This is a genomic window from Agrobacterium sp. 22094 (assembly GCF_052046015.1).
GTDB classification, from domain to species: Bacteria; Pseudomonadota; Alphaproteobacteria; order Rhizobiales; family Rhizobiaceae; genus Agrobacterium; species Agrobacterium cavarae.
The window spans coordinates 395727-412110 of record NZ_JBQEPX010000001.1; the positions used below are offsets into that span (position 1 = coordinate 395727).

Sequence of the window (16384 nt, forward strand, 5' to 3'; positions counted from 1 at the left end):
GCGTTCCGTAAATGGGATCGCCGCGCTTCTGGTCGGGCTGGACGCGTTTGCCGTGGTTTACGTGAGCCGCGATTTCGCGGCGCTAGTGCCGTGCGGATGGAAAAAAGGCCGAGGCTGCAAGCGCCAACCAGCCGAAGATCATGCCGAGACCGCCCGCGGGCGCGGCCATGGGAAAGAGGCTTTCGCCGGTAAAATGCTTGGAGACGAGATCGCCGGCGAAGAGTGCGGTTCCAAGGCCGAGAAGAAGGGCAGTGGGCAGGGCGGTCTTGACACGATCCCAACCAAGGTAAAGACCGAGGAGCACCGGCGCATGGGCAAGACACATGGCGGACGCATTGCCGAGCAGCACTGTCGCGCCCGTATGGGTGGCTGCGGCGGCAAGTGCGACGCCGGAGGCGCCGAGAACGCCGCTCAAAAACAGTGTCCCGGCTTTCAGGATAGCCTGGTTCATGGCTGCGCCTCTCCCTGGTTTTGCATGTGAAAGGCCAGTCTTTCGACCGGCGCCCAAATGATGTCCCGTAGCTTCGGGTTTTCGATCGTCTCATCCATGGCGCGGCGGAAGCAGAGCAGCCACTCATCCCTTTCGCTTGCGCCGATCGGTGCGACGAAATGGCGGCGGCGCAGCATGGGGTGGCCGTATTTCTCCACATAGACCGGCGGCCCGCCAAGATAGCCGGTCAGATAATCGTAGAACTTGCTCTCGCTGCCGGACAGATCGGCGGGATGGATGGCGCGGCAATGGGCGGCTTCCGGCAATGTGTCCATCAGCTGATAGAAGCGGCGGGTGAGCGCCCGCACGGTGGCGTCTCCACCAATGGCTTCATAGAGAGTGATCGTATCGTCTGCCACGCCTTAGCCGTCTCCGTTTGCTCCGCTTTTGGCGCGTCCTCAGGGAAAGTGCAAATGGAAAGGCCAGGATGCGGCAATTTGCGTTGGCGCATCCTGATGATCGTCAAAGACGATCAGCCGAAATTGCGGATGAGGTCGAGGCCCTGGTTCAGCAGCGCATTGGCCTCGTCTTCATTTGCCGCTTCCACATAGCAGCGCATTTCCGGGGCATTGCCCGAGGGGCGGAAGTGGATGGTGTTGCCATTTGTGAGCGTCACCCGCAGGCCGTCTATATCGCTGGTGGACTGGACTGCGCCGACGGGCTTGAGGAACGCTTCGAGATTGCTGCGCGAGGCACGCAGATGCTCCATCAGAGCCGAGCTCTTCTCCTGGGCGAAATCCTGCAGGCGGTCGGCGGCTGCGACCGGCAGCGAGTAGGCAGCGGCGACCTCGGACAGGGTCTTGCCTTCGCGTGCCTTCAATTGCAGCGTGGCGAGGATCGGCAGGAAGCAGTCGCGGGTGGGAAGGGGCGCGATCTGCTTGCCGTGCAGGGTAAAGGGCGTTGCCGTCAGGAAGCCGCCATTGGCCTCGAAGCCGACCACGTGGTCGCGACCTTCCGACAGCGCATCGGCCATGCTGGCGATGACGAAGGGCGAGCCGACTTTGGTGCGCACCACCTTGAAGTCACCCGCCGCCTCGATGCCGGAATTGGAGGTGACCGGCGTGACGACGACACCTGCTTTGAGAAAGTTCGAGGTAATGAGACCAATGAGATCGCCACGCAGCGGCGTGCCGGTTTCATCGGCAAGCAAAGGCCGGTCGCCGTCGCCATCGGCGGAGACAATCGCATCCAGACCATGCTCCGGCGCCCAGGCCTTCAGTTTCTCCAGCGTGTCGGGAGAAACGGCTTCGGTATCGACCGGAATGAAGCTCTCCGAGCGGCCAAGCGGCACGACGTCGGCGCCGCAATGGGCCAGGACGTCGACGAAGAGATCGCGCGCCACGGTGCTGTGCTGATAGACGCCGATCTTGAGGCCCTTCAGCGCATCGTCATGCAGGAGGCCAATGTTGCGCTCATAGAAGAGTTCGTTTGCCTCGCCGCCGCGGTTCTCGGCCGTGCTTTCCTCAACCGTCAGCTCGTCCTGCTTCAGGCTTGCGGCCAGATTGGCAATCGCGGTTTCGTCCTGCTTGTCGATTTCGCCATCGGGGCGGTAGAACTTGATGCCGTTGCGGTCTGCGGGAATGTGAGAGCCGGTGATCATCAGGGCCGCTGCCTTGAGCGACAGGCCGTAAAGCGCCAGCGCGGGCGTTGGCAGCGCGCCGCAATCGAGCGGCTTGAGGCCGGCGGCCTTCAGCGCGCCGATGCAGCTTGCGGCAATCGCCGGGCTCGAGTCGCGAAAGTCCTGTCCGATGAGGATCGGGTCGCCCTGTTTTGCCAGGCCGGAGTTCAGAAGATGATGGGCGAAGGCTGTGGCATAAAGGGCGGAAGCCTTGCCCTTCAGATCTTCCGACAGGCCGCGCAGACCGCTCGTTCCAAACTTCAAACTCATCTCAAAAAAGCTCCTTGTTCAAAATCTATTCGAGGCCCGAGACGTGGGCTCACAGTTTTCTAACCCGGAACATGCGGCATTGATCCCGGCCTGTCATCAGGAAAGACGGTATTGCGTTAACGTGCGAGCGGCATCGATCCTCTCGCAAAGCCTGCAACCGGTGGCTTTTGCCGGCCTTTTTGCTTACAGACTTTTTCTGGCACTGCTCCATATCGGCGCATTGCTTCCAGGGGATGACAAAGCAATGGACACTGTATCGATCGACAATCGCGGCGATTTTGGCCTTTGGGCCATTGAGCGTGCCAAGGAGATCATCGCGGTTGAAGCTTCGGCGCTCGCGATCGCGTCACGCGATGGCAAGGACGAGGAGATCCGCGACGCGGCGAATGCGCTGGGTGCGGCCATCTCCGCCGCACTTCTGGAAGTCTATGACGGGCTGGTGCCCGAGGAGTGATCGGCGCCGCGAAGGCCTGAATAGCGAAGCGCGATGAAGGCGGTGAGGCAGGCGACGGCAAAAGCATTGAGGTTGAACAGCTTGCCCAGATCCTCCGCGCTCCAGATGTGCAGCGCATCGCCGATCAGGTAGCGCGTGGTCAAGAACCCGGCAAAGACGACGCCCGTCAGGCCGATCTGCCAGAGTTTTTCGCCTGCCCTGAAAGATAGCGCCACGAGCATGATGCAGGCGGCAAAGAACAACTCGGTGCCCGATCCCGTGCCGAAGAGCTTGGTTTCGAACACCGTGTCGATGGTGCCGACGAGGGGAAGCGCAATTCTTGCCGCCAGCGCGGACCGCCTGGCGATGAAGGGGATGGCGAGAAAGAAGGGCATGGACAGCACGCTGATCCATGCCGCCTCGACCCCATTGCCGACGACCCACCAGATGGTCGGCGGGTAGAAGGGCTTGTTGGCAATGATGACCCAGGCCACGGTGACGGTGGCTGCCGTCAACGCGTCCTGTTTCGCGCTTGCGCCTCTGTCTGTCATTTGCCGACCGGTTTCAGCAGATAGTGTCCGACGCCCCAAACCTCGCCCTTGTCGTGGCCGAAAAGCCCCGCGGTGGCGAGGAAGAACAGTCTCCAGCGGCGGTGCCACAGCGAAGCGTCCTTGCCGTAAACACGCTGCAGGATCGGCGTGATCCTCTCCGACTTGGCGTCAAAATTGGCAAGCCAGTCCATGGCAGTCCGGCGGTAATGCGTGCCGGACCAGCGCCATTCGGCTTCCACGGCGTAGACATCGGCGAAACGATGCGGGAGATCATGCGCCGGCATGATGCCGCCGGTGAAGAAGTGATGCGCGATCCAATCGGCAGGGTCGTTCGGATCGAAGCGGTAGGAGCGGCTCTTGTGGGTGAAGACGTGGATGAACAGCCTGCCATCCGTCTTCAGCCAGCCATTGGTGCGTTCGAAAAGAGCGCGCCAGTTGGACATGTGCTCGAACATCTCGACCGAAACGATGCGGTCATAGGTCCCTGATGGCGAAAAGTCGTTCATGTCCGCGGTGATGACGGTGAGGTTGCTGAGGCCCTGGCGCTCTGCCTCACCGACAATATAGGCGCGCTGCGAGGCGGAATTGGAAACAGAGGTGATGCGGGCATTGGGAAACTGCCGCGCCAGATAAAGCGATAGCGAACCCCAGCCGCAACCAAGCTCCAGAACATCCATGCCGTCATGGATATCGGCGTGCTTGACGGTTTCAGCCAGTGCCGCGGTTTCAGCATCGGCGAGCGTGCTGGAATCGCCGAGGTAATAGCAGCAGGAATATTTTCGCTGCGGCCCGAGCACCAGAGAGAAGAATTCCGCCGGGACTTCGTAATGCTGGCGGTTGGCATCATCGGTGTGCGTGGCGACAGGAAAATCCGCCATGTCACGGGCGAAGGCCGCCTCCTTGCTCTCCGGCACCTTCTCCAGCCGGCGCTTGGTGCGGTTGCAGAGGAAATCGATGCCGGTCAGCGTGAGGCCGTCGGACAGCGGTGCCTTTTCGGCTGCGTTGATGGCGAATGCCAACATGTTCATGTCATGCCTCCTCTTTGCGTGGACCGGGGAAAAATGCGTTGACGCGTCGCTGAAGCGCGCGGAATTTCTCGCCGCGCGAACGCAGCATGTGCTCTTCAAGCGGCGGGATGCCGGACGCATGGACGAGCAGCCAGTACATCAACGCTGGCGCCAGCAGCGCTGCCCAGGCGAAAGGCGAGGGGCCCGTCAGCGCCAGCAGCGGCCATGAGCACCAGTAGAGCCACTCGAAGAAATAGTTGGGGTGGCGGGAATAGCGCCACAGGCCTTCCTCGCAGACTTCGGTCTTGGCTTCCGGCTTCTTGCGGAAGCGTGCCAGTTGCCGGTCCGACAGTGCTTCGCCGGCAATCGCCAGAAGACCGATGACGACGGCGATCAGATCCAGCGAGTGGGGGAAGCTGGCTGTGCTGAAGGCTGCCAGATAGATGGCAAGGACCAGAATGAACCCGGCAAGAGCCTGAATCTGCAGAAACAGGAAGAGGCGTTTAGAGGCATTGTCGCCCCATTCCTCGACGAGCTTGGCGTAACGCGGATCTTCGCCGCCGCCCTTGGTGCGAGAGCCGATGTGGCTGCCCAGCCGGATGGACCAGACGGCCACGAGCAGGAATGCGGCAAGCCTGCGCTCCTGCGTGCCATCGGCAATGACGATTGCGACGATGCCGCCGATACCGACGGCAAAAGACCAGATCGTATCGATCCAGCCGCTTGCCCCCGTGCGGCGTTGCACGGCCCAGGCCGCAATCATGGCAAGCGACAGGCCAAGGGCAATCAGAAACAGGAAGAGGACATCCATAGGAAAGTTCTTTCCGTGATCAGCATGATGAGTCTGCCAAATCTACGGAGAACGACCGGTCGCGGTTTCCTTGCAGAAGAAAAAAAATTCTTCCGCCATTTCTTGTGATCCGAAATCAAGGTCGGCGCGTTGTTCTCGTCATCGGTGCGCAGTGACGCCTCTTGTTAAAGGATTTGAGCATGAAAACGGTTCTTAGACTGTCCATCCTTGCCCTTGCTTTGAGTGGTGGCAGTGCCTTTGCAGATACGATCGAGGGTCAATGGGCGCGCGGCGATGGCAATGCCAAGGTCCGGATTGCGCCTTGCGGCTCCGACATCTGCGCCATCAACACCTGGATCAAGCCAGGCACACCAAAGGAAAAGACGGGCGACAAGCTGGTGATGAGCATCAAGCCGACATCTAACGGCGAATATTCCGGCACCGCTTTCGATCCGCAGCGCGACCTGACCTACAAGCTGACCGTCTCCGTCAAAGGCGCCAGCATGACCACCAAGGGGTGCGTATTGGCAGGCATCGTCTGCAAGGGCGTCAACTGGACGCGTATCAACTGATACTGGGATGCAGGGCGCGACAGCTTTGCGCGCTGTGCGTCCAGAAGTGCTTTAAGACGTGGGAGTTCTCATGAAACGGTTCGTCATCGCCTATATCGCGACCATGGTCTTCTTCCTGGCCATCGATGCGGTGTGGCTCAGCACCATGGCGGACCGTCTCTACCGCCCTCTGTTGGGTGATCTTCTGGCGCCGCAGTTCCGCCTTGTCCCCGCCGTGCTCTTCTATCTGATCTATTGTGCGGCCTTGAGCTTCTTTGCGGTTCTTCCCGGCCTCGACCAGCGCCGGCTGGTGGTGGCGCTGCGCAACGGCGCCTTCTTCGGCTTTGCCGCCTATGGAACTTACGATCTCACCAATCAGGCGACGCTCGTGACCTGGCCGACGACACTGACTATTGCCGATCTCATCTGGGGATCGGTTCTTTCCGCGGCCACGGCGTTCTGCTCCTGCTGGCTGACGGGAAAGCTGAATGGGCGTTCTGCCCATTAAGGACCCGGCCGTTTCCGTCTTGCGTATCGAGATGGCCGGGTTCAAGACGTGATGTTACCTCTCTTCTCAGGACGATCATGCCCAACAGTTTTCTGCCGATGCTCGGAACGGTTCTTGCCATGAGCATGATGACGCCTGCGATCGCTGCATCGGACAGCCCGACCAAGGGTGAGGAGAGGGTCGATGTCGGCGGCTTCAAGCTGAACAGCATCCTGCTGCCCGCCGGAAAGAAGGCCGATCTTCCGCCGATCGTCTTCATCCATGGCGCGAGTGCCAGCCTCTACGATCCGCTCTTTTCCTTCCGCGAGCCGCTGGAAGGGCGCGCGAAGCTGCTCTTCGTCGACCGGCCAGGGCACGGTCTTTCCGATATCGGGCCGAAGGAAAACATCCTGCCGGACGCCCAGGCCGATGCGATTGCCGAGGCGATGAAGAAGCGCGGCATCCGCAAGGCGATCATCGTCGGCCACTCCTTCGGCGGCGCGATCACCGCCGCCTTCGCACTGCGCCACAAGGATATGGTCGAAGGGCTCGTCTTTCTGTCACCCGCACTCTACCCGTGGCCGGGTGGCATCAGCTGGTATTATGACGCCGCGCGCGTGCCCGTGGCAGGCATATTCTTCAGCACCCTGATTGCCCCGCCTGCCGGGCTGATTGTGCTGAACGGTGCGGTCAAAGGCGTCTTCGCACCAAACCCCATGCCATCCGATTATGTTTCGAAGACGAAAGCCTACCGCGCCCTGCGCCCCGTCGCCTTTCGTCACAATGCCCAGGAAGTGGGCGCGCTGAACGGCTGGGCAAAAGATGCTTCTGCGAATTATCGGCAGATCAGAGCGAAGACGATTATCATTGCCGGGGATAAGGACGGCGTGGTCTCGACCGAGATCCACTCCAAGCATCTTGCCCGCGATATCCCAGGAGCAGAGCTCATCGTCGTCCATAATCTCGGCCACAAGTCGGATTACGTCGCCCGCGATCTGGTCGTCGCCGCGCTGGAGAAAATCGCTGGCAAGCCCCGCAATCTGAAAGCCATCGCCAAGACGGTGGAAACGCGGATTGCCAGCGACAAGGGCGCGATGTGACGGCAGGACGATATCTCGACTAGTCACGTCCGCACTTGTCGATCTTCATTGCATGCCGTATGTCTCAATCCAATAGTTCAAGGATTGTTGAAATATGGACGAGCGTCAGGCGCTTTCTTCATTCGCGGCACTTGCCCAGGAAACCCGGCTTCGCATCGTGCGGGCCCTGGTCGTTGCGGGGCCGGATGGACTTGCGGCCGGTAAAATTGCCGAACGCATGGGCGTTTCTGCCACCAATGTCTCATTCCACCTCAAGGAACTGGAACGGTCCGGGCTGATCAACCAGCAACGGATGTCACGCTCCATCATCTATCGTGCCAGTTTCGAGACGCTTGCCGAGCTTGTGACCTTCCTGATGGAAGACTGCTGCGCTGGCCACTCCGCGATCCGGCATAATGTCCCGCTGTCCGAAGGTCATGGGTCTGCTGCAAGAGTGAACGCCGTTGAATAAGTCGCGCGTTTCTGCCTCTCTCGTTTCAGCGCTCGGCCTGACGCAGATCATCGGCTATGGCACGCTCTATTACAGCTTCAGCATCCTTGCGCCCGGCATGGCGCAGGATCTTGGGCTTTCGCTGGCGCAGGTGTTCGGGGTGTTCTCCGTTTCCCTTTTTATCGGCGGGCTTTCGGCAATTTACATTGGCAGGCAGATGGACCGGTTGGGTGCGGCAACCATCATGGCGGTCGGGTCCGCGCTGGCATCGGTGATGCTCGTGCTGTGCGCCGCAGCACCTTCGGTTGCGACGTTTGCCATTGCCATCATCCTGCTCGAGGTTTCGTCCGGCATGGTGCAATATCAGGCGGCCTTCGCCACGCTGGTGGAGAGCGATGCCCATAGCGCTTCGCGGAGCATCGCCTATCTGACGCTGATTGGCGGCTTTGCCTCGACGATCTTCTGGCCGATCTCCAGCGTGCTTGCCGGCCATCTTTCCTGGCGTGAAATCTATCTCGTCTTTGCGGCGCTCAACCTTGTTATCTGCATGCCGCTGCATGTCTGGATCAGGAGCCTCGGCAAGACGGCGCGCGGTTTGCCCGCTCGCGCGAAACCGACCGTTGTCGGCGCCGTTCCGCCGCATAGGCGCCAGCGGACCATGCTCATCGTGTCCGTCGCTTTCGCGCTTCTGGGATTTACGCTTTCCGCCATGCTGGCGCATATGGTGCCTATGCTCGGATCAATCGGGCTGGGTGCTGCCGCGGTCGTGATCGGTTCTCTCTTTGGCCCGGCCCAGGTTCTGAGCCGTCTGATCAACATGGTGTTTGGAAAGCGTCTTTCGCCGCCGGGCCTCGCCGTTTTGTCCGCGGTGCTGATCGTGTCCGGAGTGGTGATGCTGCTGCTCAGCGCAGACTGGTTGCCGGGTGCAGTGGCCTTTGCCATCTGTCTCGGGCTTGGCTCCGGCATCAACAGCATTGCGCAGGGGAGCCTGCCGCTTTATCTCGCCGGCTCCGAAGGCTATGGCGCAATGACCGGCAAGCTGACCGCGGCGCGGCTTGCGGTTGGCGCTTTCGCGCCATTCGCCTTTGCTGCCGCCACGGAAAATGTGGGCCTAAGCTTTGCTCTTGCGGCAAATGCAGGACTTGGCGCGCTCAGCATTGCCGCTTTCGTCATTGTCGCGCGGTCCTGCCGGGTTCAAGTAGCGTAAGTGCGCCGCCGGTCAGACCGAATTCAGAGATACCCGCTTCTCAAGTGCTGCTGCTTCTTCCTTTCGCTCGCTGTAACGGCTGGTCAGATAGGGTGAGGCATCGCGTGTCAGAAGGGTGAACTTCACCAGTTCCTCACACACATCGACGACGCGATCATAATAGGAGGATGGCTTCATCCGCCCCTCGGCATCGAATTCCTGAAATGCTCTGGCGACCGAAGACTGGTTGGGAATGGTGATCATCCGCATCCAGCGGCCGAGGATGCGCATCTGGTTGACCGCATTGAAGGACTGGCTGCCGCCGGAAACCTCCATCACGGCGAGCGTCTTGCCCTGGGTGGGGCGCACGGAACCGAGCGACAGGGGAATCCAGTCGATCTGCGATTTCATGATACCGGTCATGGCGCCGTGGCGCTCCGGGCTGATCCAGACCTGCCCCTCCGACCATTGCGAGAGGTCGCGTAGTTCCTGTACCTTGGGATGACTGGCTGGTGCTTCATCCGGAAGCGGAAGTCCAGCGGGATCGAACAACCGCACTTCGCACCCCAAATGCTCCAGCAGGCGCCGGACCTCGAAGGCGAGGAGCCTGCTATAGGACACTTCTCTCAGCGATCCATAGAGTATGAGGATGCGCGGGCTGTGGACCGACATTGCAGGCCGCAGGGCCTCGGCCGCGATGGGATCGAGATGCTCGCTGCTTAAGGCGGGGAGGTGCTCAGACAATACGCTTTCCCTCATGATCGAGAACCTGTTCTCCATCTTCCTTGGTGAAGGCACCCTGATGGCTGTCGGGCAGAATTTCCAGCACCACTTCCGACGGACGGCAGAGCCGTGTTCCGAGCGGCGTAACCACGAAAGGCCGGTTGATCAGGATCGGCTCCTTCACCATGGCATCCAGCAGCTGCTCGTCGCTCAACGCCGGATCGTCCAATCCCAGTTCGGCATAGGGCGTGCCCTTTTCCCGGATCGCTTCGCGGACCGTCAGTCCAGCATCGGTGATCATCGCCTTCAACTCTGCGCGTGATGGCGGGGTTTGGAGATACTCGATGACCGTGGGTTCGATACCGGCGTTGCGGATCATGGCCAGCGTATTGCGCGACGTTCCGCAGGACGGATTGTGATAGATGGTCACATGCATGGTTATGCCTCCTTGGCTTGGGCGTTCTTTGAAACGGATGGGGCGCTTTCGTACCAAGCCTTCGAGCGGTTCACGATCCAGACGACGGACAGCATGACGGGCACCTCGATGAGCACGCCGACGACCGTTGCGAGTGCGGCACCAGACTGGAAGCCGAACAGGCTGATGGCTGCGGCCACCGCAAGCTCAAAAAAGTTGCTGGCGCCGATCAGGGCCGATGGGCCAGCAACGCAGTGCTGTTCGCCCGCCATCCGGTTGAGCAGATAGGCGAGGCCCGAATTGAGGTACACCTGGATCAGGATTGGAACCGCCAGAAGTCCGATAATGGCAGGCTGAGCGATGATCTGCTCGCCCTGAAAGCCAAAAAGCAAGATTAGCGTTGCCAGCAGTGCGACGAGAGAGAGCGGCTGCAGTTTCGATAGCAGGGCGTCCAGAGACCGCGTCGTCCCATCGGCGGTCAGCAGCTTTCGTAGGACCTGCGCGATGGCCACCGGGATTAGGATGTAGAGGACAACCGAGATTGTCAGCGTGGCCCACGGGACGGTGATTGCCGACAGCCCGAGCAACAAGGCGACGATCGGGGCAAAGGCGACAATCATGATTGCGTCGTTAAGCGCGACCTGAGACAGTGTGAAGTGCGGTTCACCCTTCGTCAAATTCGACCAGACGAAAACCATGGCTGTGCAAGGTGCGGCCGCCAGGATTATCAAGCCGGCAATATACGAGTCGATCTGGTCAGCGGGCAGCATCGGGCGGAAGAGCCAGCCGATAAATAACCAGCCCAAAAGTGCCATCGAGAAGGGTTTCATAGCCCAGTTGATGAACAGCGTCACGCCGATACCTCGCCAATAGCTGCCGACTTTCGCCAGCGAGCCGAAGTCGATCTTCAGCAGCATGGGGATGACCATCAACCATATGAGGATCGCAACTGGAATGTTGACGTTAGCGATCTCGGCAGCGCCAATGGTCTGGAAGAGGTTTGGCATCAGATGGCCAAAGGCAATCCCGACGATGATGCACAGAAAGACCCAGACGGTCAGGTACCGTTCGAACATGGACATCAGGCGCTCTCTCCTTCGGTTATGGTAGACCCTTCCATCCGGCCAATCTGTGCGAGCCTCTGTTCGAGGGCGAGGCGGTCGATGGATGTGATCGGCAGGCTTAAAAATGCTGATATGCGGTTCTTGAGAAACCGTGCCGCCTGCGCGAAGGCACGTTGAATTTCGACCTCGGTTCCCACGACTGCTGCCGGATCTTCGACGCCCCAATGGGCTGTTACGGGATGGCCGATCCAGACGAGGCAGGCCTCTCCGGCGGCGCTGTCGCAAACCGTGAAGATAAAGTCCATCTCCGGGGCATCTGGAGCGGCGAATGCCTCCCAGCTTTTGGAAGAGAAGCCTGTTGACGGATAGCCGAGCGTCTCAAGCTCCTTTAATGCGTGCGCATTCACCTCTCCCTTGGGCTGGCTGCCAGCGGAAAAGGCCTTGAATCGTCCTTCTCCATCCTTGGCAAGAATGGATTCGGCGAGGATTGAACGTGCGGAATTGCCCGTGCACAGGAAGAGCACGTTGTAGGTCTTGTCGGTCATGGTGGCGTTCCGTGTTAGGTTGTTGGCCTGCTCAGTTTCATGATCTTTGCCGAAGCGGGGCAGAGGCCCGATAACTGGCGGGTTGATAGGATTGCTTTCGGTGCGGCGTCGTGTCTGATGAGTGCAAAGCCGATGCTCTCAAAGAAATCCGCGGCACTTGTCGTCGCGAGATAGACCTCCGCGGACGGGTGCACCTCAGCCAGCGTCAGTTCGACCAACTGCCGTCCCAGCCCCTGCGAGCGGAAACCCGGCAGGATGACGACCGAGCGCAGGAGAGCATTCTTCTCATCGCAATGCTCGAGGCCGGAATAGCCGACGGCACGACCTTCCTCATCGACTGCGGAAAAGTATCTGCGGTCGGGTCCTTCGAGGTCTTCGACCAGCAGGCCTTCCGCCTCAAGTGCCTCGCGTTGCGCTTCCGACGCGGCTATCTGCTGGAGGATCAATTTGCGCATGGCGTCGCGCCTTCGGGCATGCAGCAGGGCGTCAAATCGGCGATCAGCGGGGCGCAGAGCGCGGCGTTGCCGTTGCAGCAATCCTTGAGCAGGAAAAGCGTCAGCGCACGAAAACCATCGAGATCGGCGCGATAGATAATGGAGCGGCTTTGCCGGTCGCTTTTCACGATGCCTGCTCGCTGCAAAATGCCGAGATGTGCCGACATCGTGTTTTGGGGCACGTCCACCAACCGAGCCAGTTCACCGGCCGCCACACCATCGGGCTCCGCCTTCACGAGGAGACGGAAGGTTTCAAGACGCGTGGGTTGCGCAAGGGCCGACAGCGCTGCAATGGCAAGATTAGTATCCATATATCCAGAATAATGGATATTTTGTCTGAGTCAACAGCGTGCGTGTTTCGGGCGTGGAGAACGCCGCAGGCTCTTGGTTTGCCTCAGTTTTCGATCAGATTGGCAACCGGCGCTGACAGCGAAAACACCAGCCCGTCCCTGTCGAAATCAATCCGACTCGTGCCTCCGAGATAGGAGGAGAGCGCCTTGTCGATCATCCTCGATCCAAAGCCGCGGCGGGTCGGCTGGAAGACTTCGGGGCCGCCGGTTTCTTTCCAGGTGAGGTCGAGGGTGGGACGGTCGGCGTCTTCGTTGAGTTTCCAGGTGAGCGAGACGATGCCGGTGTCGTTGGAGAGCGCGCCGTATTTGAAGGCGTTGGTGGCGAGTTCGTGGAAGGCGAGGGTAAGCGCAAGCGCGCATTTGGCCGAGAGATCGATCTCGGGGCCATCGATCAAAACCCGGCCGGCGCTATGTTCAGCAACGACGGCGTCCGCGAGTGTGCGCAGTTGCGTCGGGTTGTGGTGTGCGTTGATGAGGATGTCATGCCCGCGGCTCAGAGCGCCCAGGCGCGAAAGAAAGGTTGGCTTGGCGGTTGCCATGTCGGCGTCGTCTTTCAACGTTTGCGACGCGACGGCCTGCACCAGGGCGAGGATATTCTTGATGCGGTGCGCAAGCTCGTTGCGCAACAGGATCTGCTCATCCTCGAAGGACTTCAGAGCCGTGATGTCTCTTGAAATGGACAGGATGCCTTCGACCGCACCTTTGTCATCGAAAAGCGGGGAGACCTTCACATCCCAATAGCGCGGCGTGCCCTTGGCCGTATTGGCAAAGCCTGTGAAGCGCGCGGCGCGGCCGGCGCGCGCCTCTTCCAGTGCCGCGACGGCGTTGGCATTGCCTTGCCCTTCCCAAAAGTCGGGCCAGGGGCAGCCTTTGAACCGAGAAAAATCCTCGATCTCCATCACCCTCTGGCCGCCCTCGTTCATGAATTGCAAAGAGCCATCCAAGCCGATGACTTTGATGCAGTCATCCGAAGCGGCAAATGCCGCGGCAATGAAGCGGGAACTATTCGGGCCATCCAGCACTGGAAATTACCTTGAGCAAAATGCGGGTCTGCAAGAAATACCGCTTAATTCAATACCATAACCATTTAAGGCGCAACAGAAGAAGAAGTTCCTATCAATACTTCGTTAACGACGTGACGTGAGTTCTTTCACGTTGGATTTTCTGCGCTATGCATTGAGCAAAATTGCCTTGCCGGGGAGCGCTGACAAGCACGTTCAACGTCCAGGTCCCGAATTTCGTGGCCAGTCCGTATTGTTAGGGACGCCTGCTCCACAGGCGGTCACGAAGCGTCATGCCCATAAGCATGGCGAGGACGAAGAGGGTGACCTGCGGCGCACCGCCGGTGAGCGCTGTTACCGAGAGAGATGCGATTGCCGGGCCGGGGCAGAAACCAACGAGCCCCCAGCCGAGACCGAAAAGCGCTGAGCCGATGATGAGCGGCGCATCGATCTTCTGGTTTGTCGGCAGGTGGAACACATCGTCCAGCACGGGGTGCCCCATGCGCTGTGCTGCCCGCACGCCGATAAAGGCAATAGAGACGGCGCCGCCGAGGACGAAAGCGAGGCTCGGGTCCCAATTGCCGAAGACATCCAGAAAGGCTTGGACGCGGGCAGGGTTCAGCATGCCGGAAAGTGACAGGCCGAGGCCGAAGATCAGGCCGGACGCCAGTGCTGCGGAAAATCGAAGGATCGAGCGGTTCATCATCCGATGCTCCGCAGGACGGCAACGGCGGCGATGCCCGTTGCCAGAAATGTCGCGACCGCCGCCATGGAGCGGGAAGACAGCCGCGCGAGCCCCAGCACGCCATGGCCGCTGGTGCAGCCGGAGCCCATGCGCGAGCCGAAACCGACCAGCAATCCTGCGAGCGCGATGCGTGGCCAGGGCGTGGTGATCTCGATCTGCGGCCAGCCACCGAAGAGAGAAAGATAGGCCATCGGCCCGAGCAGCAGGCCCAGCACAAAGGCGAGATTGGTGGTGAGCCCGACGCCTTGGGTCAGGCGTCCGACAATGCCGCTGATACCGGCAATGCGGCCGTTGAGGACAAGCAGCATGACGGCGGAGGCGCCGATCAACAGGCCGCCGGCAAGGGAGGCGATATAAGGGCTCATGCCGTCTCCTTCGCGCAGAAAATGTTATAGAGCGCGGCGACCAGTTGGGCGGCCTTTTCCTCCGTCAGCCGGTAGAAAATCTGCTTGCCATCGCGCCTGGTATCGACAATGCCGGAGCCTCTGAGCACAGTGAGGTGCTGGGAGAGATGCGGCTGGTGCAGATCGAGCCGCTCCTCCAGATCGCCAACGGAGAACTCCCCTTCGACCAGGGTGCAGACGATCATCAGCCGCGCCGGGTGCGACAGGGTTTTCAGCAGGGTGGCGACATCTGCGGCGCGGTCTGCCATTTCGGCGGGCGAAAGCGCCAGGTCTTTTGGCAAAGCGGTCATTCCCAAACGGCTCCCTGCAAGGCATCCAGCGGAAACTTGAGATAGCGTTTGCCGTTCGCCTCCGGCTCCGGCAGGCGGCCACCGCAGATATTCACCTGTAGCGCATGAAGCATGAGCTTCGGCATGGGGAGCGTCTTGTCGCGTTGTGTGCGAAGCGTAACGAAATCCTGCCTGCTGACGCCTGCAATATGCGGGTTGGAGGCTTTTTGTTCGGCGACCGTACTTTCCCAACGGGGCGTCCGCCCGTTCGGCTGATAATCATGGCCGGTGAAGAGCCGCGTTTCATGCGGCAGGGCCAGAATATCCTGAATGGAATGCCAGAGGGCGTCCGCATCCCCGCCAGGGAAAACCGCGCGCGCCGTGCCGCCATCCGGCATGAACAGCGTGTCGTGGATGAAGGCCGCATCGCCGATGACATAGGTGATCGAGGCGAGCGTGTGGCCGGGGGAGAAGAGAACCCGCGCATCGAGTGAGCCGATTTTGAACGTCTCGCCATGGGCAAACAGGTGGTCCCATTGCGACCCGTCGGTCGCGAGGTCCGGCCAGTTATAGATATCCTTCCACAGTGCCTGGACATCCGCGACGCGCTCGCCGATGGCGCTGCGGGCACCTGTCTTGTGTTTCAGATAGTGCGCGGCAGAGAAATGATCGGCATGCGGATGCGTGTCGAGAATCCATTCGACTGTGAGACCCTGGGCACGCACGTAATCGAGGATCGCATCGGCATTGATGGTGGCTGTGGCGCCGGACTTCTCGTCGAAATCCAACACCGGATCGATGATGGCGCATTTGCCGGCATCGGGATCAGAGACCATATATTGAATGCTGGAGGTGCGGGCGTCGAAGAAACCTCGCACCTGCGGCCGCCGAGAAGTGTGGCGGGCAAGCCACGTCTCTGCGACGCCCATGTCGAAGCCATGGGCACGGCCAAAGGCAGCGACATCGGCTGCTTTCATCCGCCCATCTAGAACTTCGCCGATCACATAGAGGCTGAGCGAACGAGTGCCGCCTCTGCAATGGGCGAAAACCGGGCCATCGGACTGGCGCATGGCATCCTGGAAGGCTCGCACGTCCGCCTCGGTGATGGTACTCATCGTCACCGGAATGTGGCTATAGGCCAGACCATATCGGCCCGCTGCCTGCGCCTCCACTTTCGTGCCGAGTTGAGCCGTGTCCTCGCCATCCGGACGATTGTTGATGAATGTCGTGAAGCCTTGAGAGTGAAGAGCCTCGATGTCTTCGACACTTGGCTGGGTCGAGACCGATAGCTTGTCGGAGATTTTGGTGACAGGCATAGATGCCCTCCATCCTAAGTCATTATATATTATTTTATAATGTATAATGATATGGGCTGCAAGTGCTAAAGCTTTTCGCGATCTTTCAGATTCGCTCCTTCGCTTTAGACCCTTGTTTTGTCGCATGTCGTTATCGCAAAACCGC

Annotated in this window: 23 protein-coding genes; 6 read left to right on the plus strand and 17 right to left on the minus strand. The window is 60.2% G+C overall.

Going from position 1 to position 16384, the window contains the following annotated elements; genetic code table 11:
- Positions 1-82: 82 nt before the first annotated feature.
- The 3 genes from ACTJK5_RS01895 to ACTJK5_RS01905 form a co-directional block, all read right to left on the minus strand.
- On the minus strand, positions 83-451 hold the full coding sequence (locus ACTJK5_RS01895; RefSeq protein ID WP_440611710.1) for a DUF423 domain-containing protein: 369 nt from the start codon (positions 449-451) through the stop codon (positions 83-85).
- Positions 448-849: a group II truncated hemoglobin gene (locus ACTJK5_RS01900; protein ID WP_062426251.1), complete on the minus strand. Its 402-nt coding sequence runs from the start codon at positions 847-849 to the stop codon at positions 448-450. The genes ACTJK5_RS01895 and ACTJK5_RS01900 overlap by 4 nt, the downstream gene beginning before the upstream one ends.
- Positions 850-962: 113 nt before the next feature.
- Positions 963-2378 (minus strand): phosphomannomutase, encoded by a 1416-nt coding sequence (locus ACTJK5_RS01905; RefSeq protein ID WP_440611711.1) that lies wholly within the window; start codon positions 2376-2378, stop codon positions 963-965.
- Between the two features lie 244 nt (positions 2379-2622).
- On the opposite strand from ACTJK5_RS01905, the gene ACTJK5_RS01910 reads away from it, so the two are divergent.
- Positions 2623-2832 (plus strand): hypothetical protein, encoded by a 210-nt coding sequence (locus tag ACTJK5_RS01910; RefSeq protein WP_062426615.1) that lies wholly within the window; start codon positions 2623-2625, stop codon positions 2830-2832.
- On the opposite strand, the gene ACTJK5_RS01915 is transcribed toward ACTJK5_RS01910, so the two are convergent.
- From ACTJK5_RS01915 to ACTJK5_RS01925, 3 genes are read right to left on the minus strand one after another with little or no spacing between them, the layout of a single operon-like run.
- On the minus strand, positions 2805-3362 hold the full coding sequence (locus ACTJK5_RS01915; RefSeq protein ID WP_440611712.1) for a hypothetical protein: 558 nt from the start codon (positions 3360-3362) through the stop codon (positions 2805-2807). The two genes, ACTJK5_RS01910 and ACTJK5_RS01915, sit on opposite strands and share 28 nt — an antisense overlap.
- A complete protein-coding gene (locus tag ACTJK5_RS01920; protein ID WP_440611713.1) occupies positions 3359-4390 on the minus strand; it encodes an SAM-dependent methyltransferase in 1032 nt (343 codons plus the stop codon). Before ACTJK5_RS01920 ends, ACTJK5_RS01915 begins: the two co-directional genes overlap by 4 nt.
- 1 nt (position 4391) lies before the next feature.
- Entirely contained in the window at positions 4392-5180 is a 789-nt protein-coding gene (locus tag ACTJK5_RS01925; protein WP_113180673.1) for a DUF1295 domain-containing protein, read from the minus strand.
- Between the two features lie 179 nt (positions 5181-5359).
- Between ACTJK5_RS01925 and ACTJK5_RS01930 the strand changes: the two genes are divergently transcribed.
- The 5 genes from ACTJK5_RS01930 to arsK all read left to right on the plus strand — a co-directional run bounded on the left by ACTJK5_RS01930 (position 5360) and on the right by arsK (position 8934).
- Positions 5360-5731, plus strand: coding sequence for a DUF2147 domain-containing protein (locus ACTJK5_RS01930; RefSeq protein ID WP_440611714.1), 372 nt, complete (start codon positions 5360-5362; stop codon positions 5729-5731).
- Between the two features lie 70 nt (positions 5732-5801).
- Positions 5802-6218 carry a DUF2177 family protein gene (locus ACTJK5_RS01935; RefSeq protein ID WP_111850375.1) on the plus strand — a complete coding sequence of 139 codons (417 nt, stop codon included), beginning with the start codon at positions 5802-5804 and terminating at the stop codon, positions 6216-6218.
- Between the two features lie 77 nt (positions 6219-6295).
- The gene (locus ACTJK5_RS01940; RefSeq protein WP_440611715.1) at positions 6296-7297 is read left to right on the plus strand and encodes an alpha/beta fold hydrolase; all 1002 of its coding nucleotides are present in this window, start codon (positions 6296-6298) and stop codon (positions 7295-7297) included.
- A 94-nt stretch (positions 7298-7391) separates the two neighbouring features.
- Entirely contained in the window at positions 7392-7748 is a 357-nt protein-coding gene (locus ACTJK5_RS01945) for an ArsR/SmtB family transcription factor (protein WP_440611716.1), read from the plus strand.
- Positions 7741-8934 (plus strand): arsenite efflux MFS transporter ArsK, encoded by a 1194-nt coding sequence (arsK, locus tag ACTJK5_RS01950; protein ID WP_440611717.1) that lies wholly within the window; start codon positions 7741-7743, stop codon positions 8932-8934. Before ACTJK5_RS01945 ends, arsK begins: the two co-directional genes overlap by 8 nt.
- A 12-nt stretch (positions 8935-8946) precedes the next feature.
- Here arsK and arsH read toward each other — a convergent pair whose 3' ends face one another.
- From arsH to blh, 11 genes are all read right to left on the minus strand, one after another.
- A complete protein-coding gene (gene arsH, locus ACTJK5_RS01955; RefSeq protein ID WP_440611718.1) occupies positions 8947-9693 on the minus strand; it encodes an arsenical resistance protein ArsH in 747 nt (248 codons plus the stop codon).
- A complete protein-coding gene (gene arsC, locus ACTJK5_RS01960) occupies positions 9650-10072 on the minus strand; it encodes an arsenate reductase (glutaredoxin) (RefSeq protein WP_062440031.1) in 423 nt (140 codons plus the stop codon). Before arsC ends, arsH begins: the two co-directional genes overlap by 44 nt.
- A 2-nt stretch (positions 10073-10074) precedes the next feature.
- On the minus strand, positions 10075-11133 hold the full coding sequence (gene arsB / locus ACTJK5_RS01965; RefSeq protein WP_440611719.1) for an ACR3 family arsenite efflux transporter: 1059 nt from the start codon (positions 11131-11133) through the stop codon (positions 10075-10077).
- Complete coding sequence (locus tag ACTJK5_RS01970; RefSeq protein WP_440611720.1) at positions 11133-11660, minus strand: arsenate reductase ArsC; 528 nt, start codon at positions 11658-11660, stop codon at positions 11133-11135. The genes arsB and ACTJK5_RS01970 overlap by 1 nt, the downstream gene beginning before the upstream one ends.
- A gap of 14 nt (positions 11661-11674) precedes the next feature.
- Positions 11675-12115 carry a GNAT family N-acetyltransferase gene (locus ACTJK5_RS01975; protein WP_440611721.1) on the minus strand — a complete coding sequence of 147 codons (441 nt, stop codon included), beginning with the start codon at positions 12113-12115 and terminating at the stop codon, positions 11675-11677.
- Positions 12103-12465 carry an ArsR/SmtB family transcription factor gene (locus tag ACTJK5_RS01980; RefSeq protein ID WP_440611722.1) on the minus strand — a complete coding sequence of 121 codons (363 nt, stop codon included), beginning with the start codon at positions 12463-12465 and terminating at the stop codon, positions 12103-12105. Before ACTJK5_RS01980 ends, ACTJK5_RS01975 begins: the two co-directional genes overlap by 13 nt.
- 83 nt (positions 12466-12548) lie before the next feature.
- The gene (locus ACTJK5_RS01985; protein ID WP_440611723.1) at positions 12549-13526 is read right to left on the minus strand and encodes a sensor histidine kinase; all 978 of its coding nucleotides are present in this window, start codon (positions 13524-13526) and stop codon (positions 12549-12551) included.
- A 235-nt stretch (positions 13527-13761) separates the two neighbouring features.
- A complete protein-coding gene (locus ACTJK5_RS01990; protein WP_440612550.1) occupies positions 13762-14208 on the minus strand; it encodes a DUF6691 family protein in 447 nt (148 codons plus the stop codon).
- On the minus strand, positions 14208-14615 hold the full coding sequence (locus tag ACTJK5_RS01995; protein ID WP_440611724.1) for a YeeE/YedE family protein: 408 nt from the start codon (positions 14613-14615) through the stop codon (positions 14208-14210). Before ACTJK5_RS01995 ends, ACTJK5_RS01990 begins: the two co-directional genes overlap by 1 nt.
- On the minus strand, positions 14612-14944 hold the full coding sequence (gene bigR / locus ACTJK5_RS02000; protein ID WP_440611725.1) for a sulfite-sensing transcriptional repressor BigR: 333 nt from the start codon (positions 14942-14944) through the stop codon (positions 14612-14614). Before bigR ends, ACTJK5_RS01995 begins: the two co-directional genes overlap by 4 nt.
- Complete coding sequence (blh, locus tag ACTJK5_RS02005) at positions 14941-16239, minus strand: bifunctional sulfur transferase/dioxygenase Blh (RefSeq protein ID WP_440611726.1); 1299 nt, start codon at positions 16237-16239, stop codon at positions 14941-14943. The genes bigR and blh overlap by 4 nt, the downstream gene beginning before the upstream one ends.
- Positions 16240-16384: the final 145 nt, after the last annotated feature.

Excerpts from the sequence above, each read along its gene's own strand:
- ACTJK5_RS01970 (WP_440611720.1), bottom strand. The coding sequence starts at position 11,660 with ATGACCGACAAGACCTACAACGTGCTCTTCCTGTGCACGGGCAATTCC.
- ACTJK5_RS01940 (WP_440611715.1), top strand. The coding sequence starts at position 6,296 with ATGCCCAACAGTTTTCTGCCGATGCTCGGAACGGTTCTTGCCATGAGC.
- ACTJK5_RS01980 (WP_440611722.1), bottom strand. The coding sequence starts at position 12,465 with ATGGATACTAATCTTGCCATTGCAGCGCTGTCGGCCCTTGCGCAACCC.
- ACTJK5_RS01945 (WP_440611716.1), top strand. The coding sequence starts at position 7,392 with ATGGACGAGCGTCAGGCGCTTTCTTCATTCGCGGCACTTGCCCAGGAA.
- ACTJK5_RS01925 (WP_113180673.1), bottom strand. The coding sequence starts at position 5,180 with ATGGATGTCCTCTTCCTGTTTCTGATTGCCCTTGGCCTGTCGCTTGCC.
- ACTJK5_RS01990 (WP_440612550.1), bottom strand. The coding sequence starts at position 14,208 with ATGAACCGCTCGATCCTTCGATTTTCCGCAGCACTGGCGTCCGGCCTG.
- arsH (WP_440611718.1), bottom strand. The coding sequence starts at position 9,693 with ATGGAGAACAGGTTCTCGATCATGAGGGAAAGCGTATTGTCTGAGCAC.
- ACTJK5_RS01995 (WP_440611724.1), bottom strand. The coding sequence starts at position 14,615 with ATGAGCCCTTATATCGCCTCCCTTGCCGGCGGCCTGTTGATCGGCGCC.
- ACTJK5_RS01910 (WP_062426615.1), top strand. The coding sequence starts at position 2,623 with ATGGACACTGTATCGATCGACAATCGCGGCGATTTTGGCCTTTGGGCC.
- ACTJK5_RS01895 (WP_440611710.1), bottom strand. The coding sequence starts at position 451 with ATGAACCAGGCTATCCTGAAAGCCGGGACACTGTTTTTGAGCGGCGTT.
- arsB (WP_440611719.1), bottom strand. The coding sequence starts at position 11,133 with ATGTCCATGTTCGAACGGTACCTGACCGTCTGGGTCTTTCTGTGCATC.
- ACTJK5_RS01975 (WP_440611721.1), bottom strand. The coding sequence starts at position 12,115 with ATGCGCAAATTGATCCTCCAGCAGATAGCCGCGTCGGAAGCGCAACGC.
- blh (WP_440611726.1), bottom strand. The coding sequence starts at position 16,239 with ATGCCTGTCACCAAAATCTCCGACAAGCTATCGGTCTCGACCCAGCCA.
- arsC (WP_062440031.1), bottom strand. The coding sequence starts at position 10,072 with ATGCATGTGACCATCTATCACAATCCGTCCTGCGGAACGTCGCGCAAT.
- ACTJK5_RS01920 (WP_440611713.1), bottom strand. The coding sequence starts at position 4,390 with ATGAACATGTTGGCATTCGCCATCAACGCAGCCGAAAAGGCACCGCTG.
- bigR (WP_440611725.1), bottom strand. The coding sequence starts at position 14,944 with ATGACCGCTTTGCCAAAAGACCTGGCGCTTTCGCCCGCCGAAATGGCA.
- ACTJK5_RS01935 (WP_111850375.1), top strand. The coding sequence starts at position 5,802 with ATGAAACGGTTCGTCATCGCCTATATCGCGACCATGGTCTTCTTCCTG.
- ACTJK5_RS01915 (WP_440611712.1), bottom strand. The coding sequence starts at position 3,362 with ATGACAGACAGAGGCGCAAGCGCGAAACAGGACGCGTTGACGGCAGCC.
- ACTJK5_RS01905 (WP_440611711.1), bottom strand. The coding sequence starts at position 2,378 with ATGAGTTTGAAGTTTGGAACGAGCGGTCTGCGCGGCCTGTCGGAAGAT.
- ACTJK5_RS01930 (WP_440611714.1), top strand. The coding sequence starts at position 5,360 with ATGAAAACGGTTCTTAGACTGTCCATCCTTGCCCTTGCTTTGAGTGGT.